Source organism: Rhizobium lusitanum (assembly GCF_014189535.1).
In the GTDB taxonomy this organism is placed as follows: Bacteria; Pseudomonadota; Alphaproteobacteria; order Rhizobiales; family Rhizobiaceae; genus Rhizobium; species Rhizobium lusitanum_C.
On the sequence record NZ_CP050307.1, the window covers coordinates 1,031,871 to 1,048,319 of the forward strand.

Consider the following 16,449-nt stretch of genomic DNA (forward strand, 5'->3'; position numbering starts at 1 on the left):
CGGTAGCGATCGGGCAAGCCGTTGCAGCCGTTAAATTTTCAACGCAACAGAACGCTCGACATCACTCTGGCGGCCGGCCTTTTCGGCTTCGTTCTCCGCCCATTCCCTGTTTACCTTCGTTAAGATTATGTCCATTTATTCCGTTCGTCAATTGCTAAAGGAATAAAATATTCCAAATTCGATATGAGAAATCCGGTGCAAAACGCATCGTTCTTTCAATGGCTGGAGGCCGACTTCCTGGCGAGGATGATGGCGCCCGAAACGGCATCGCCATCGATGGGTTTGAGGCGACGGCGGACATCCGGCGCCAACCACGGCTCGAGCGGACTGGAGAGACCGCCGAGCAGGGAAACGCGTGGTGCGCCCTTGTCGAAGAGCGTGCGGATGAGCGTATCGATATGCTCGGCCGCACTCTGGACGATGCGCCGCCCGGCGGCATCTCCCTGATCGGCATGGCGCATGACCATTGGGGCCAAGGCGGCATAGTCGGTGGCCGAAGCACGGTCCATCCAGGCGACCGCCTCCATCGGATCCTGTTGGAACCGCTGCATGATCTCGGCCAACAACGCCGTCTTTTCGTAGCGGCCATCATGGGCGCGCAGCGCAAGCTGTACCGCCTTCAGTCCCAACTCCGCCCCGCTGCCCTCGTCGGAGATCGGAAAACCATAACCCCCGACCCGCAAACGGCGACCCTCGGCAAAACCAAGACCGATCGATCCCGTTCCGGCAATGACGATCGCACCATCACGTCCTGAATGAGCGCCAAGGCAGGCCCCCTCTCCGTCGCTGACGAAATCGATGCTGGCAAAGGGATGTTCTATGGCTCGCAGCGCCTCAAGCGCGCCCTTGCGTCCGATCCCGGCAAGCCCGACACCGGCATGAATCCGCCCGATCTCGTCGCGACCCAGGCCCGCTTCCTCGATCGCCGCACCAAAGGCCCTTGCGATCGAGGCCCAGGCCTCCTCTATGCCAAGCCGCGTGGTTGCGGGGCCGGACAGGCCCTGCCCCAGCACGCTTCCTTCCGCATCCTCGATACGCGCCCGACAACCGGTGCCGCCGCCGTCTATGCCGAGGAAATAGGCTGCATTGTCAGTCTCAGCGCTCATGACGTCAGCCGCTCGATGTCCGCGCCACAAAGGCGAAGCTTGCGATCCAGTTGCTCATAGCCGCGGTCGAGATGGTAGACGCGGTTGACGATGGTCTCGCCTTCCGACACCAGCGCCGCCAGCACCAGGGAAACGGAAGCGCGCAGATCGGTCGCCATCACCTGCGCACCTCTCAAAGGCGTTCCCCCGCGCACCAACGCCGTTGTTCCTTGCAGTTTGATGTTCGCCCCAAGGCGGATCAATTCCGGCACATGCATGAAGCGATTTTCGAAGACGGTCTCGCGGAACAGCGAGGCGCCCTCGGCGCAGCAGGCGAGCGCCATGAACTGCGCCTGCAAGTCCGTCGGAAAGCCCGGATAGGGTTCGGTGGTGATATCGGCGCCCTTGAGCGGACCGGCCCTCGATACGACAAGGCCTCGGTCGCTCGGCCAGATGCTGACACCCATGGCTTCCAGCATCTGCACGACGGAGGCCAGGTTCTCAAGCCGGGCATGGATCAGTTCGAGCTGCCCGCCAGTGATCGCAGCTGCAACGGCATAGGTGCCGGCCTCGATCCGGTCAGGTATGCCGTGATGCTTTGCGGGACGCCAGCTCGTTCCGCCGTCGATCAGGATGCGATGCGTGCCGGCGCCCTCAATCCTGGCCCCCATGGCGCTAAGACAAGCGGCGAGATCAGCGACCTCCGGCTCGCGCGCCGCATTCAATATCTCCGTCTCGCCCTTGGCGGCGCAAGCCGCCATCATCGCCGTCTCCGTCGCGCCGACGGAGGGAGAACTCAGCACGATACGCGCGCCCTTCAGCCCTTTCGGGGCCGATGCAACGATCAGCCCGTTCTCGATCGCGATATCAGCTCCCAACGTCGCCAGCGCCTTGATATGCATATCGACGGGCCGCGCGCCGATGGCGCAACCGCCGGGCAAGGAAACGCGGGCATGGCCAAAGCGTGCCAGCAGCGGCGCGAGCACCAGCACCGTTGCCCGCATCCGCCGCACTGTGTCGTAGGAGGTTTCCTGCGAGACGATGCCGCTTGCATCGATCGTGGTGCCGTGTGCCGAACGGGTCACAATAGCCCCATGAAGCGAAACGACGCCAAGCATGTTCTCGACATCGGTCACGGCCGGCAAGTTCGTCAATTCCAGTGGATGGGGGCTCAGCAGCGCCGCCGCGATCTGCGGCAAGGCGGCGTTCTTGGCGCCGGCAATCGTCACCGCGCCCTGCAGCCGCCGTCCACCCGATATCCGCAATCTGTCCATGATATGAAACCCGCCGAAGAAAGGGGCGAAGGAGCTGACGATAGCACGTCCGACTCTCATTCAAGATTATTCGCTCATTCCAACGTGTCAATGTTGTTTGGAATTTTTTATTCCAACGGTTTATGATAACGTCAGTGGACGGCCGGCAGAAACATGGTTGTCCGCTCTCGGGCGAATCCTATCTTTGTGGTTCAACCATATCGACGCGTAAACCGGCCTTCATGGCCTGAAGGAGCGGATGTCTATCTTAAAGAAAATCAGCGCGAAGCTCGAGATCATGGCGCCGGCCGACCGGCAGATCGGGCAGTTCATCATCGAAAATCCCGACCAGATGCTGCGCCTCTCATCCGCAGCCCTTGCCGCCGAAACTGGCCGCAGCCAGTCGAGCGTCGTCAAATTCAGCCAGAAGCTCGGCTATGCCGGTTATCAGGAGCTGAAACTCGCCGTCAGCGAGGCCAAGGCGCAGGAATGGCAGGCTCCGGCGGGCATGATCCATGGCACGATCGAGGTCGACGACGGCTATCTGACCATCCTGCAGAAATTGCTCGGCAGCAAGCTACAGGCAATGCAGCAGACCATCGCCGTCAACAATGAGCTGGACATCGGGAAAGCACTGAAGGCGCTGCACGAGGCCCGGCGCATTCATCTGGCCGGCGTCGGCGCATCGTCGCTAGTGGCGCGTGACTTTTCCTACAAGCTGATGAAACTCGGGCGCATCGTCCTGCATGATAGCGACAGCCATGTGCAGATGGCCAACGCCTCGACACTCGGCCCCGACGACCTGCTTTTCGCCCTTTCCTATTCCGGCGCCAGTATCGAGACCCTGCGGATCGCCGAACTCGCCAGTCAGAGGGACGCAACCGTCATCGCCGTCACCGGCCTCCAGGACAATCCCCTGACCCGCGTCGCCAATATCCGTCTCTATACCGTCGGCGCCGAAGATCGTGTCCGCTCTTCGGCGATCACGGCGCGCGATGCGCAGCTGATGCTGACCGATCTGCTGTTCATCCTGCTGGTGCAAAGGCAGCCTGACGCCCATGATTATGTCCACAACAGCGAAGCGGCCGTCTCGGTGCTGAAGGCCAAACTCCTGTCCTAGCCGCAACTGGAATCCGGTAAACAGGTCGTGACGAGAGCGATACGATCTGTACTCCGCCATTCCCAGGACATAGCTTCCAGCTCCTATTGCAATCCATGCGGAGAGAATCAAATGGACCTCGGTCTCGCCAATAAAGTCGCCCTGGTTACCGGCGGCTCAAAGGGTATCGGCTATGCCTGCGCCCGCCTGTTTCTGTCCGAGGGAGCCCGCGTCGGCATCTGCTCACGAGCGCAAGCCAATATCGACAAGGCGCTATCCGGCCTGCCCGGCGCCCATGGCTATGCCGCCGATCTGACCTCAGACACGCAAGCCCTTGATGTCGTCGACAGGATCGAGAACGACATCGGCCCCATCGATATCCTCGTCAACAGCGCCGGCGCCGCCACGCGAACGCCTGCTTCGGAGCTCACGCCAGCCGCCTGGCGCGCCGCGATGGATGCGAAGTATTTTTCCTATATCAATGTGCTCGATCCGGTCATCAAGCGCATGGCCGCGCGCGGTTCAGGCACCATCGTCAACATCATCGGCAATGGCGGCAAGATCGCTTCGCCGGTCCACCTTGCCGGCGGCGCCGCCAATGCCGCGCTGATGCTCGCCAGCGTCGGCCTTGCCAATGCCTATGCCAGCCAGGGTGTGCGCGTCGTCGGCCTGAATCCCGGCCTGACCGAGACGGATAGGGTTGCCGAGGGCTTGAAGGCATCCGCGAAACTTGCCGGCTCCACCGAGGAAGAGGTGCTTGCGGAAGCGCTCAAGCGCATTCCCATCGGCCGCATGGCGAGCCCTGACGATATCGCCAATGTCGTTGCCTTCCTGAGTTCATCCAAGGCAAGTTATGTCACCGGCGTCGTCATCAGCATGGATGGAGCGCAGGTTCCGACCGTAGTCTGACAGAGGTTTATGCAACCGCTTTCCAATCCAGCCCGATATCGAGCGTTGGGGCGCTATGCGTCAGCCAACCGACGGAGATAAGGTCGACGCCGGATGCGGCGATGGCAGCGGCGGTTAATGGCGTGATACGGCCCGATGCCTCCGTGATCGCCCGGCCGGTAACGATGCCCACCGCATCGCGAAGCTGGTCGGGTGTCATATTGTCGAGCAGCACGGCATCGACACCCTCCTCCATGGCCTCGCGGAGCTGATCGAGCGTGTCCACTTCGACCTCGATCTTGACCATATGGCCAACGCCGGCCTTTGCCCGGCGGATCGCCTCAGTGACGCCGCCGGCAATCGCCACATGATTGTCCTTGATCAGCACAGCATCATGGAGCGCAAAACGGTGGTTCATGCCGCCCCCGGCCCGCACGGCATATTTCTCCAGCGCCCGCAGGCCCGGCGTCGTCTTGCGGGTGCAGACGATCGACGCCTTCATACCGCTGATCGCCTCAACGATACCGGCCGTCACCGTCGCGATACCCGAGAGATGACCTAGGAAGTTCAGCGCCGTGCGCTCGGCCGTCAGCAGGCCACGAGATGGACCTTCGATCGTTGCGATGACGTCGCCAGCCGCGACCTTGGCGCCGTCGTGAAGATGGCGGGTCATGACGATACTGGGGTCGACGAGCTGGAAAGCAACCTCCGAGGCATCGAGGCCGGCGATCACGCCCGGTTGGCGAGCCACCATGACGACCGTGGAGCGGTGATCCTCGGGAATGACGGCGGCGGAGGTGATGTCGCCGGCAAGCCCGAGATCTTCCAGGAGAGCGTTGCGGACCAGCGGCTTGACGATGAGGCGCGGGAGAGGGACGAGGATCATGTCAGGCGCTCCTGGCGAAAGAATAGGGAATGACGGATCGGGCGATGTCCACAGCATCGGTGAGGCGCATCATCCGACGCTGTGCTTGTTGCTGCTTCAGGGGGAAATCCGTACGGGCGTGGGCGCCACGCGATTCCGTGCGCAGGCTGGCAAAGACGGCGATCAACAGCGCTACAACAGCCGGATCGGCGGTCGCATTGTCGCTTTCGGCAAGCGGCAGCAGTCCGGCGATTGCCCCATGGATGGCACCGGCATTACGAAGCACACCAAGATGCCGCGACACGATCGGACGCACGAGGGAGGCATCCGGAGCCGCCAAGCGTGAATGTTCCGACAGAGGAGCTGTCGGGCGCGTCGGCACGCTGCCAATGTCTTGGCCTGCGCGTATGCCCATGACTGCCGCTTCCAGTAGCGAGTTACTGGCAAGCCGATTGGCGCCATGCAGGCCCGTCGAAGCTGCCTCCCCCGCCACCCAAAGGCCGGGGACAGAACTTCGACCGTTCCCATCCGTCGCGACGCCGCCCATGTGATAGTGAACCGCCGGGCGCACGGGAATAAGCTCACAGGACGGATCAATCCCCGTTTCTCGGCAAAGCGCGTCGATCACCGGAAAGCGGGTGGCGAAACGGTGGCCGAGCGCCTCACGGGCATCGAGAAAGACACGGCCGCCTCGGGCGATCTCCGCGCTGATAGCGCGAGCGACGATATCGCGCGGGGCGAGTTCCGCGCCGGGAACCTGCGCCATGAAGCGCTCACCCTTCTCATTGACCAGCAAAGCCCCCTCGCCGCGAACGGCCTCGCTGACCAACGCCAGCGGCCTGCGGAGGGAATCGAGTGCGGTCGGATGGAACTGCACGAATTCCATATCGGCCAGAAGCGCCCCGGCTCTTGCGGCAAGCGCGATCCCCTGGCCGAAATTACCGGTCGGATTGGTCGTCGCATCGTAGAGACCGCCAATGCCACCCGTCGCCAGAAGCACCTTGGATGTCGGCAGGATCACCAACCCCTTTGGGGTTGCGCAGAGCAGGCCGCTGATCTGACCTCCGTCCAGAAGTAACCGGCGGGCCTCGTATCCCTCGAGCACTGCGATCGACGGCGTGCGGGCAACGGCCTCAACCAGCGCGCGGACAATCGCCGCGCCCGAGCCATCGCCCTCGGCATGCACGATGCGTCGGCGCGAATGCGCGGCCTCAAGGCCGAGCGACAGGCTGCCCTCGCTATCCCGATCAAAGCAGACGCCCGCCCGTTCCAGGGACGCAATCGCCGCCGGCGCCTCCGCGATGATGCTCGCAGCGATGGCCGGATCGCAAAGCCCGTCGCCGGCGGCAAGTGTGTCCGCCAGATGCAGCTCCGCGCTATCGTCGGCTCCCATGCTGGCGGCAATACCGCCCTGCGCCCAGGCGCTCGATGTCTCCTCGCCGAGAGCCGCGCGGGTGACAATAACAGTAGGCTGCGGCGCCAAGGTCAACGCTGCCATCAGCCCGGCAAGACCGCTCCCAACGATGACGACGCGACCAGAAAGATCGTGAAGAATTTCGGTCATATCGCCAACATCCTTTCCACCGAACGGCGCGCGGCGACGGCAATTGCCGGATCGACCGTGACTTCATGCCGGTTTTCCTCAAGCGCCTTGCGGATATTGCCAAGCGTGATGCGCTTCATATGCGGGCAGAGATTGCACGGCCGGATGAGCTCGACATTCGGGTGATGCACGGCAATATTGTCGCTCATCGAGCATTCGGTGAGGAGCACGACGCGTGCAGGCTGCTTGTTGCTGACATAGTCCGACATGACGGCGGTGGAGCCGGCAAAATCCGCTTCTCTGACGACGTCAGGCGGGCATTCCGGATGAGCAAGCACTGTCACGCCGGGATAGTTTTCGCGAAGCTGGCGGATGTCGTCGGCGGTGAAAAGCTCGTGCACCTCGCAATGCCCATGCCAGGCGATGATCTCGACATTGGTTTCGTGTGCCACATTCTGCGCCAGATATTCGTCCGGGATCATCAGCACCTTGGGAACGCCGAGCGATTCCACGACTTGGCGGGCGTTGCCCGACGTGCAGCAGATGTCAGAGGCCGCCTTCACCGCGGCAGATGTGTTGACGTAAGTGATGATGGGAACGCCGGGATGAGCCTGGCGCAGCAAGGCGATATCTTCCGGCGTAATCGAGTCCGCCAGCGAACAGCCGGCAGCCATGTCCGGGATTAGCACGGTCTTTTCCGGATTGAGCAGCTTGGCCGTCTCGGCCATGAAATGTACGCCGGCGAGCACGATGATATCGGCATCCACATCGATCGCCTTGCGGGCAAGCGCCAAACTGTCGCCGACGATATCGGCAACGCCATGGAAGATCTCCGGCGTCTGGTAGTTATGCGCGAGGATGACGGCGTTGCGGCGGCGCTTCAATTCGAGGATCGCTTCGACATCATCCTGAAACGTCATCCATTCGGCTTTGGGAATGACGCGGCTGACGCGATCATAGAGGGAGGATGCGGATACGGGGGAATTCATGACCGGCTCCTTATTATACTCACTTTGAGCATATTATGCGCAAATAGATATTCTCGATATGAGCATATGTCAATTGCGGGAGAGCGGTAATTTCGTTCCGGCGAGTTCACGTTCTTCGACGATGGCGTGACGGAAGCGGAAGAGCTTGGCTGGGCGGCCGCCCGTCTCGCTTTCGCTTCCGCCCGTTTCCTCCACCAGATCCTGCTGCTCGATAAGGCGACGGAAATTCTGCTTGTGCAGCGTCAGCCCCGCCAGCGCCTCGACGGTGCGCTGCAGTTGCAGCAGGGTAAAGCTCTCGGGCATGAGTTCGAAGACGACGGGACGATATTTGATCTTCGCCCTCAGCCGCGCCATGCCAGTTGCGAGAATGCGACGATGATCGGCAAACATCGGGCGGCCAAACCTGGCCGGCGGCGCGCCTCCCGCCTCCTGAACAAGGCCCGCTTCGTAAAGAAGCTCATAGCGCTGCAGGACGAGGTCTTCATTCCAGACTGCCCCATTGAGCCCAAAGGCATAGTCGGCGCGGCGGCGGCGCGGATCGCATTTGCCACCATCGCTGTCGATCCAGCCCGCCAGTTGGGCGGCAATGTCGTCAATGATGGCTGGACGGCCGTTGCGGTGATCTTCCCATGGGAAATATTCGTACCAGCCATGCCAGCTCGGCTGGCCGGCGCCAGGGGCCGCCTGCTCGCGCACCAGGCCGAGATAGCTGATCGAGATCGTCCGCCCGCCCAGAATTTCATTGTTCCGGTCGCGGTCGGCAAAGGTATAAAGCTGCTCCAGATATCCCACTGGATGCGCGGTCTGCTCGCGGACCCATTCGCGAAGGCCGCTTTGCAGCGTTCTATGACCAAGCTCGAATGGCCCTGATGGCAGCGCCTCGCCGGAGCGAACTGTCATAACCCGCGGCTCGTGGCCGGTGACAGCCGTCAAAACCGCGATCAGTTCGGCATGCGCAAGTCCGATGGTCAAGGAATCTCCATATCTTATTTCAACCTGCGCTTTTGTCGCATGAAGAGCGGCCGATGCCAATGCACGCGCGTTCGTCGCCTACCGGCGGACATAATTCGGATATTGCTCGCAAATCAGATCGATGATCGACAGCGTGCCGGAAAGATGTTTGCGCACGGCCGCAACCGCCAGCTCCGCGTCGCCGGACTGCACGGCATCGACAACGGCGCGATGGTCGGCCATGACCTGCTGCAGCTTGCCCGGCATCGGCAGGTTCAGCCGGCGTAGCCGGTCGAGATGGACACTCTGGCGGCGAACGGTTGCCCACAGCCCCAATATCCCGACCCTCTCGAAGAGAACCCGGTGAAAATCCTTGTCGAGCGAATCGAAGAAGTCGTAGGTCTCGGGCGACATGACATGCTCCTGCCGGGCCAGAACCTGCGCCAATGCGGCCGCCGTCTCCGCCGGCTCTTCGGCTGTAAGACGCCGGATGGCCTCAAGCTCGATCGACAATCTCAGGAAATGCGCCTCCCTGGCATTGCCTATATCGATCTTGGAGACCACGGTCGCATATTGCGGATAGACCTCGACAAGCCCCTCCTCCTCCAGCCGTATCAAGGCATCGCGAACCGGCGTCTGGCTGACATTGAATTCGCTCTGCAATGAGGTTCGCGACAGCACCGTCGTTGGCGGCAGGCTCATCGAAAGAATGCGCGACCTCAGGATCTCCAGGATCTGCGGCGCGACCTGGCGCGAGCGGTCCAGGGCGAATTCTTTCGGATTTACTCTCACGCGGTCACCTTCCTGATCGAAACTCTCAACCCTTTAAACACAATTTAGGCCTTGATGCACTGATACATTAGTGCTTTAGTCCATCTATGCCAACGCAATCTCATGCGTTTGGATCATTTTTGGGAGGAAATGATGAGAGCTTTTCTTCGCGGCATGACCGCGGCCTGTCTCGTGTTTGCCGGCACATTGTCCGCCGGCGCCGCCGAAAAGACGGATATTTCGATCACGCGCCAGCCGGGCATCCTTTATCTCGTCAGCCACGTCATGGAGACGCAGAAACTGATCGAGAAGCGAGCTGAGGCCGATGGCCTCGCCGGCGTCAAGGTCGATTGGCGCACCTTTAGCGGCGGTGGCGCGCAGACCGATGCGCTGCTGGCCGGTAATGTCGACATCGTCAATACCGGCACCGGCAACCTGCTGCTGCTCTGGGACCGCACCAGAGGCAGGGTCAAGGGCATCGTCACCAATTCCGCCCAGCCGGTCATCATGGTTTCGCGTGATCCACGCATCAAATCCCTGAAGGACATTCAGCCGGGCGACAGGATCGCCGTGCCGACGGTCGGCGTTTCGACGCAGGCAATCCTGCTGCAGATGGCTGCCGCCCAGATGTATGGCGACGATCAGGTGCACAAGTTCGACACCAACACGGTGCAGCTCGGCCATCCCGACGCGATGGCAGCACTTGCAAACCAGAACCACGAAGTGAAGAGCCATTTCTCGGCGCCACCCTTCCAGTATCTGGAACTGAAGCAGCCGGGCGTTCATGAAGTCGTCAATTCGCGCGACATCATCGGCGGCGATCTGACCCAGGGCACCTTCTTCACGACCACGCAATTCGCCGAGGCCAATCCGACTGTCATCAAGGCCGTGCGGCAGGCGACGGCAGACGCCATCGAGGTGATCAAGAAGGATCCGAAGACCGCCGTCGAAGCCTATAAGACGGTGAGTGGCGACAAGACCAGCGTCGATGACCTGCTGGCGATCCTGAACCAGCCGCACATGATGGAGTTCCGCATGGATCCGCAGGGAACCATGAAGTTTGCAGCCCATCTCCACAAGGTCGGAACCCTGAAGACGATGCCGAAGGCCTGGACGGATTATTATCTGCCCGAAGCCGCCGATCTGAACGGCAATTGATCCGGGAGGGCGGCGCGAATGCCGCCTCTCGATCCAATTCTTGAAGGAGCCTCCATGCTTCAGGCAAAAATCGCAGCGGACGCGACAACGATCGAGGCGGCTACCGCTGCCACACCGCTCTTAAACGTCGATAAGGTGACGCTTCGCTACAAGACGCCGAACCTTTTGATCACCGCCACCGAGGACGTCAGCTTTTCTGTTGCGAAGTCCGATCGCTTCGTGCTGCTCGGACCGTCCGGCTGCGGGAAATCGACCCTGCTGAAGGCGATCGGCGGCTATATGACGCCGACGAGCGGCCGCATCGAGATCAAAGGGCAGTTGGTCAAGAAACCGGGGGCCGATCGGATGATGGTGTTTCAGGAATTCGACCAGCTCCTGCCCTGGAAGACGGTCCTCGAAAACGTCATGTTTCCGCTGACGACCGCCCGTCGCTTGCCCCGAGCCGAGGCAGAAGCCATTGCGCGCGACTATATCGACAAGGTGAAGCTCACCCGCGCCGTCGACGCCTATCCGCATATGCTGTCGGGCGGCATGAAGCAGCGTGTGGCGATTGCACGCGGCATGGCCATGCAGCCCGATATCCTGCTGATGGACGAGCCCTTTGCGGCGCTTGATGCGCTGACACGCCGGCAGATGCAGGACGAGCTTCTTCAGCTCTGGGAAGATACGCGTTTCACCGTCATCTTTGTCACGCATTCGATCGCCGAGGCGATCAAGATCTCCAACCGCATCCTGCTGCTTTCGCCGCACCCCGGCCGGGTCAAGGCCGAGGTCCGCAATGTCGAATCCGTCCGCAGCGACACCGCGGCGGCCGCCAAGTTGGAGCAGGACATCCATCACATGCTGTTTGCCGAAGCCGGACACAGGGAATAGGCCATGAGCGCACCACAAATCATTCTCGCGGCCGACACGGCAGATGCTGCCGGCCATATCGCCGCCGTCGAGCAGAAGCTCGGTACCCTCGAACTCCTTTGGCAGTCGAGCTTCCTCCGCAAATCACTGCTGATCGTAATTCTCGCGATCATCTGGGAAGTCTATGCGCGGCACCTCGACAATCCGCTGCTGTTCCCGACGCTCAGCGACACGTTGAGCGCGCTCTATGATCGCTTCGCCGATGGCGTTCTGCCTGAGCGCATCTGGACGACGCTGAAAGTACTCGTGACGGGCTATGTGGCAGGCACCGTACTGGCGGCTATCCTCACCGTCGTTGCCATCAACACCCGCATTGGTACTGATTTTCTCGAGACCATGACGGCGATGTTCAATCCGCTGCCGGCGATCTCGCTGCTGCCGCTCGCCCTCATCTGGTTCGGGCTGGGGCCGGCGAGCCTCGTCTTCGTCCTCATCCATTCCGTGCTCTGGGCGGTCGCTCTCAACACCCATGCCGGCTTTCTCGGCGTGTCGCGCACCCTGCGCATGGTGGGGGCGAATTACGGGCTGACCGGGCTTTCCTATGTCTTCCGCATCCTCATCCCCGCAGCTTTCCCGTCGATCCTGACGGGCCTAAAGATCGGCTGGGCCTTCTCCTGGCGCACTTTGATCGCCGCCGAACTTGTGTTCGGCGTCTCCTCCGGCCAGGGTGGGCTTGGATGGTTCATCTTCGAAAACCGCAATCTGCTCGACATTCCCGCAGTCTTCGCTGGCCTGCTGACGGTTATCGTTATTGGGCTTATTGTCGAGAACCTGGTGTTCCAGACGATCGAGCGCCGCACCCTGCTGAAGTGGGGCATGAAGGAATGACCCGACGCGCGGATTTATCTCTTCGACCAACCGTTGAATACAAGGCTAGACTACAATGAGCAGCAAAAAGAAACCGTCAGAACTGCGCAGCGCCAGATGGTTTGCCCCCGATGACCTCAGAAGTTCCGGGCATCGATCACGGACCATGCAGATGGGTTATGCGCCGGAAGAATGGGCCGGAAAGCCCGTTATCGCAATCCTCAACACCTGGTCCGACGCCAACCCCTGTCACGCGCACTTCAAGCACCGTGTCGAAGACGTAAAACGCGGCGTCTTTCAAGCCGGAGGCTTCCCGCTTGAACTTCCGGCATTGTCGCTGTCGGAAAGCTATGTGAAGCCGACGACCATGCTCTATCGCAACATGCTGGCGATGGAGGCCGAGGAGCTGCTGCGCTCACACCCGATCGACGGGGCCGTCCTGATGGGCGGATGCGACAAGACAACGCCCGGCCTTGTCATGGGGGCGCTCTCCATGGGCCTGCCGATGATCTACCTGCCGGCCGGGCCGATGCTGCGCGGCAATTATCGTGGCGAATATCTGGGCTCCGGCTCGGATGGCTGGAAATTCTGGGATGAACGCCGCGCCGGCACGATTACGGAGAAGGAATGGGTCGATGTCGAAGCCGGCATCGCCCGCTCCTACGGCCATTGCATGACCATGGGCACGGCGAGCACGATGACGGCAATTGCGGAGGCATTGGGCCTTACCCTGCCCGGCGCAAGCTCAATCCCGGCGCCGGATGCCAACCATATCCGCATGTCGTCTGCCGTTGGCCGCCGCATCGTCGACATGGTCTGGGAGGATCTCGTTCCGTCGAAGATCGTCACGGCCGCCGCCTTCGACAATGCCGTCGCGGTCGCGATGGCGACGGGCTGTTCCACCAATGCCGTCGTGCACCTGATCGCGATGGCGCGCCGCGCCGGCGTCGACCTGACGCTGGACGATCTCGACAAGGCCGGCCGCGCGACGCCGGTGCTCGCCAATATCCGGCCGACGGGCAAGACCTACCTCATGGAGGATTTCTACTATGCCGGCGGTCTTCGGGCCTTGATGGCGAAGCTCTCCTCGAAGCTTGACCTCTCCGCCCTCACCGTGTCGGGCGTCACCCTCGGTGAAACGCTGGAAGGTGCCAAATGCTACAATGACGACGTCATCCGTTCGCTCGACAATCCGGTCTACCACGAAGGCTCGCTCGCCGTTGTGAAGGGCAATCTCGCGCCGACAGGCGCGGTCATCAAACCTGCCGCCTGCGACCCACGCTTCCATAAGCATCAGGGGCCGGCGCTGGTGTTCGACAGCTATCCGGAAATGAAGGCGGCGGCGGACGACGAGAACCTCGACATAACGCCTGATCATGTCATGGTGCTGCGCGGCGCCGGACCGCAGGGCGGACCGGGCATGCCGGAATGGGGCATGCTGCCGATCCCGAAGGCGCTGCTGAAGCAGGGCCATCGCGACATGCTGCGCCTCTCCGACGCCCGCATGAGCGGCACGAGCTATGGGGCCTGCATTCTGCACGTCTCGCCGGAATCCCATGTCGGCGGTCCATTGGCGCTATTGAAGAATGGCGACATCATTCGCCTTGATCTCGAAGCACGACGCATCGACATGCTGGTAGACGAGGACGAATTGCAGCGGCGGCGCGACGCCTGGGTGAAGCCGGCGGAAAAATTCGGACGTGGTTACGGCTGGATGTTCAACCGCCATGTCGCGCAGGCCGATACCGGCTGCGACTTCGATTTCCTGGAACCCGGTTTCGGCCCATCGCCGGGCGAACCCGACATTTATTGATCGCAAAGGATATATCTCATGAGCAATTTCGTGCTGAGCAGCGAGACGCGCAACAAGCTGTTGGGCGTCGCCACGCCTACCATCGCCACCGCGCTCTTCAAGCGGGGCTTGCGCAACCAGTTCATTCAGGATGTGCACCCCCTATCGCAGAAGAAGGCGAACATGGTCGGCCAGGCCTTTACGCTGCGCTATATTCCAGCGCGCGAAGACCTGAATACACTCGAGGTCTTCCGCAACCCCGAGCATCCGCAGCGTGCCGCCGTCGAGAGGTGCCCGCCCGGTGCGATCCTCGTCATGGATAGCCGTAAGGATGCGCGCGCGGCCTCGGCCGGTTCGATCCTGATTTCGCGGCTGCAGGTGCGTGGCGTCGCCGGCGTCGTCACCGACGGCGGCTTTCGTGACAGCCCGGAGATCGCGGCGCTTGATATCCCCGCCTATCACCACCGCCCCTCCGCGCCGACGAACCTGACGCTGCACCAGGCGATCGAAATAAACGGTCCGATCGGCTGCGGCGATGTCGCTGTCTTCCCCGGCGACGTGCTTGTCGGCGACAATGAAGGCGTCATCGTCATCCCCGCTCATATTGCCGATGAGATCGCTGATGAGACCGTCGAAATGACCGCCTATGAGGATTTCGTCACCGAGGAAGTGTTGAATGGCGCGACCATTATCGGCCTTTATCCAGCAACCAGCGACGCTCCCAAGATCAAGTTCGCAGAATGGCGGAAGCAAAAGGGCCGTTGATCGGGCGATAAATCGAAACCCCGCCGGCGACAATGACGGCGGGGTTTTGCATAAAATAATAGATACTTAACCGGCCCAGCTCATCCGATTCAGGAAGAAGCTTTCATTCGGTGTCGGCTGGAAGTTCAGCGCCTTGGCAGCGCCATAGATCGCAATCATCTGGTAGAGCGGCACGGCGGACACATCGTCCACGATCAACTGGCTGATCTTTTCATAGTCCGCCAATCGCTTCTGCTGATCAAGCGACGAGCCCGCGTCGTCGAGCAGCGCGTCGATCTCCGGCTTGGCGACGATCGCCCAGGTGCTGCCCGTGTGGAACAGATAGTTCATAACGCCATCGGCATCCTGGCAGGCACAGGAATTGGTGCTGATCGCCAAGGTCGGAGCATCGACAGGGCCTTTCTGAACCAGCTGCAGGAAGGTTGGCGTGTCGACCTGCGAAATCTCGACGTCGAAGCCGACTTCCTGCAATTCCTGCAATATGGCTTCGGCCACGCGCTGATCGAAGAAGGTGCCGACGGTCAACTGGAACTTCGGCGGCTTACCGGCGCTGGCTAACAGCGCCTTTGCCTTGTCCGGATCATAGGGAAGCCCAGTGATCTTATCGCTCCAGCCGAAATGCGCCGGTGTCATCATCTGGGCGACCGGCTTGTCGAACCCACCCAGAATGCCCTGCGTGATGCCAGCCTTGTCTATGGCGTAGGCGACCGCCTGACGGAGCTTTAGATTGTCGAAGGGTGGCTTGTTCGGATTGATCCGGAGGAAGGACATTCTTTCCGTCAGTATCGGCAGGGCCTTGACCGTATCCGAACCCGCCAATTGCGCTGCCTGGTCGGACGTCAACGCGCGGGCGAAATCGGCCACACCTGCCTGCAGGTCAGCAACTCTGGTCGAGGCGTCAGGCACGGCGCGGAAGACTGCTTGCTCGAACGGGCCTTTGTTGCCCCAATAGCTGTCATTGCGAACGAGCGTCACGGCGACGCCACGGTCCCATTTGGCAAACTTATAGGGACCGCTGCCGACAGGTGCCAGATTGAATGCCTGGTCGCCGACTTTCTGCACCACATGTTCGGGGACGATGGACAGCTTGGTGAGCTGCGCAAGCAGTGGCGGATAGGGGCTCTGCAGCGTCAGTGTTACCTCATGCTCGCCGGAGACCTCAGCCTTCGCGATCTTGGCGAACTGGCTGCGCTGCGGGCTCGCCAATTTCGGGTCGATGATGCGGTTGACGCTGAAGGCGACGTCTTCCGCCGTCAGCGGCGTGCCGTCATGAAAGGTGACGTCGGCGCGCAGGGTGAAGACGATTTTCGTATCCGACAGGGGCTTCCAGGAGGTGGCAATCTCGGGAGCAATCTTGCCGCTATTGTCGCGCGTGACGAGATTGTCGAAAATATTGCGATAGACGAAATAGCTGTCCGGATTCCATTGCAGCTGCGGATCGAGCGTCGACGGCTCGTTGACGAGATCCACGACGATCTGCTGCTTTTCGGCAGCCTGGGCCATCATGGTGGACGGAAGAACAGCGAGCCCGAGGACCGCCGTTAAAACAAGAAGTTTGCGAAACATAATCA

At 61.3% G+C, this 16,449-nt stretch carries 15 protein-coding genes; 7 read left to right on the forward strand and 8 right to left on the reverse strand.

What is annotated here, in order from left to right:
* Window positions 1–215: 215 nt before the first annotated feature.
* Window positions 216–1,106 carry a glucosamine kinase nucleotide-binding domain-containing protein gene (locus tag HB780_RS07775; RefSeq protein ID WP_183689444.1) on the reverse strand — a complete coding sequence of 297 codons (891 nt, stop codon included), beginning with the start codon at window positions 1,104–1,106 and terminating at the stop codon, window positions 216–218.
* A complete protein-coding gene (gene murA, locus HB780_RS07780; RefSeq protein WP_183689646.1) occupies window positions 1,103–2,359 on the reverse strand; it encodes a UDP-N-acetylglucosamine 1-carboxyvinyltransferase in 1,257 nt (418 codons plus the stop codon). Before murA ends, HB780_RS07775 begins: the two co-directional genes overlap by 4 nt.
* 238 nt (window positions 2,360–2,597) lie before the next feature.
* On the opposite strand from murA, the gene HB780_RS07785 reads away from it, so the two are divergent.
* The gene (locus tag HB780_RS07785; RefSeq protein ID WP_183689445.1) at window positions 2,598–3,458 is read left to right on the forward strand and encodes a MurR/RpiR family transcriptional regulator; all 861 of its coding nucleotides are present in this window, start codon (window positions 2,598–2,600) and stop codon (window positions 3,456–3,458) included.
* A 111-nt stretch (window positions 3,459–3,569) separates the two neighbouring features.
* Complete coding sequence (locus HB780_RS07790) at window positions 3,570–4,346, forward strand: SDR family oxidoreductase (protein ID WP_183689446.1); 777 nt, start codon at window positions 3,570–3,572, stop codon at window positions 4,344–4,346.
* Window positions 4,347–4,353: 7 nt separating this feature from the next.
* Here HB780_RS07790 and nadC read toward each other — a convergent pair whose 3' ends face one another.
* From nadC to HB780_RS07815, 5 genes are all read right to left on the reverse strand, one after another.
* Window positions 4,354–5,211, reverse strand: a complete 858-nt coding sequence (nadC, locus tag HB780_RS07795; RefSeq protein ID WP_183689447.1) for a carboxylating nicotinate-nucleotide diphosphorylase — start codon at window positions 5,209–5,211, stop codon at window positions 4,354–4,356.
* 1 nt (window position 5,212) lies between these two features.
* Window positions 5,213–6,754 (reverse strand): L-aspartate oxidase, encoded by a 1,542-nt coding sequence (locus HB780_RS07800; protein WP_183689448.1) that lies wholly within the window; start codon window positions 6,752–6,754, stop codon window positions 5,213–5,215.
* Window positions 6,751–7,722: a quinolinate synthase NadA gene (gene nadA / locus HB780_RS07805; protein WP_183689449.1), complete on the reverse strand. Its 972-nt coding sequence runs from the start codon at window positions 7,720–7,722 to the stop codon at window positions 6,751–6,753. Before nadA ends, HB780_RS07800 begins: the two co-directional genes overlap by 4 nt.
* A 69-nt stretch (window positions 7,723–7,791) precedes the next feature.
* A complete protein-coding gene (locus tag HB780_RS07810) occupies window positions 7,792–8,694 on the reverse strand; it encodes an NUDIX hydrolase (RefSeq protein ID WP_183689450.1) in 903 nt (300 codons plus the stop codon).
* Between the two features lie 78 nt (window positions 8,695–8,772).
* Window positions 8,773–9,465 carry a GntR family transcriptional regulator gene (locus HB780_RS07815; protein ID WP_183689451.1) on the reverse strand — a complete coding sequence of 231 codons (693 nt, stop codon included), beginning with the start codon at window positions 9,463–9,465 and terminating at the stop codon, window positions 8,773–8,775.
* A gap of 129 nt (window positions 9,466–9,594) precedes the next feature.
* Here HB780_RS07815 and HB780_RS07820 point away from each other — a divergent pair, with 129 nt between their 5' ends.
* The 5 genes from HB780_RS07820 to HB780_RS07840 are packed head-to-tail and all read left to right on the forward strand — an operon-like array spanning window position 9,595 to window position 14,878.
* Window positions 9,595–10,602, forward strand: coding sequence for an ABC transporter substrate-binding protein (locus HB780_RS07820; RefSeq protein ID WP_183689452.1), 1,008 nt, complete (start codon window positions 9,595–9,597; stop codon window positions 10,600–10,602).
* A 54-nt stretch (window positions 10,603–10,656) separates the two neighbouring features.
* Window positions 10,657–11,475 (forward strand): ABC transporter ATP-binding protein, encoded by an 819-nt coding sequence (locus HB780_RS07825; RefSeq protein WP_286203009.1) that lies wholly within the window; start codon window positions 10,657–10,659, stop codon window positions 11,473–11,475.
* Between the two features lie 3 nt (window positions 11,476–11,478).
* Window positions 11,479–12,342 carry an ABC transporter permease gene (locus HB780_RS07830; RefSeq protein WP_183689453.1) on the forward strand — a complete coding sequence of 288 codons (864 nt, stop codon included), beginning with the start codon at window positions 11,479–11,481 and terminating at the stop codon, window positions 12,340–12,342.
* A 55-nt stretch (window positions 12,343–12,397) separates the two neighbouring features.
* Window positions 12,398–14,134 carry an L-arabinonate dehydratase gene (gene araD / locus HB780_RS07835; protein WP_183689454.1) on the forward strand — a complete coding sequence of 579 codons (1,737 nt, stop codon included), beginning with the start codon at window positions 12,398–12,400 and terminating at the stop codon, window positions 14,132–14,134.
* Between the two features lie 18 nt (window positions 14,135–14,152).
* Window positions 14,153–14,878 carry a ribonuclease activity regulator RraA gene (locus HB780_RS07840; RefSeq protein ID WP_183689455.1) on the forward strand — a complete coding sequence of 242 codons (726 nt, stop codon included), beginning with the start codon at window positions 14,153–14,155 and terminating at the stop codon, window positions 14,876–14,878.
* Window positions 14,879–14,944: 66 nt separating this feature from the next.
* On the opposite strand, the gene HB780_RS07845 is transcribed toward HB780_RS07840, so the two are convergent.
* Window positions 14,945–16,444, reverse strand: a complete 1,500-nt coding sequence (locus HB780_RS07845; protein ID WP_286203010.1) for an ABC transporter substrate-binding protein — start codon at window positions 16,442–16,444, stop codon at window positions 14,945–14,947.
* Window positions 16,445–16,449: the final 5 nt, after the last annotated feature.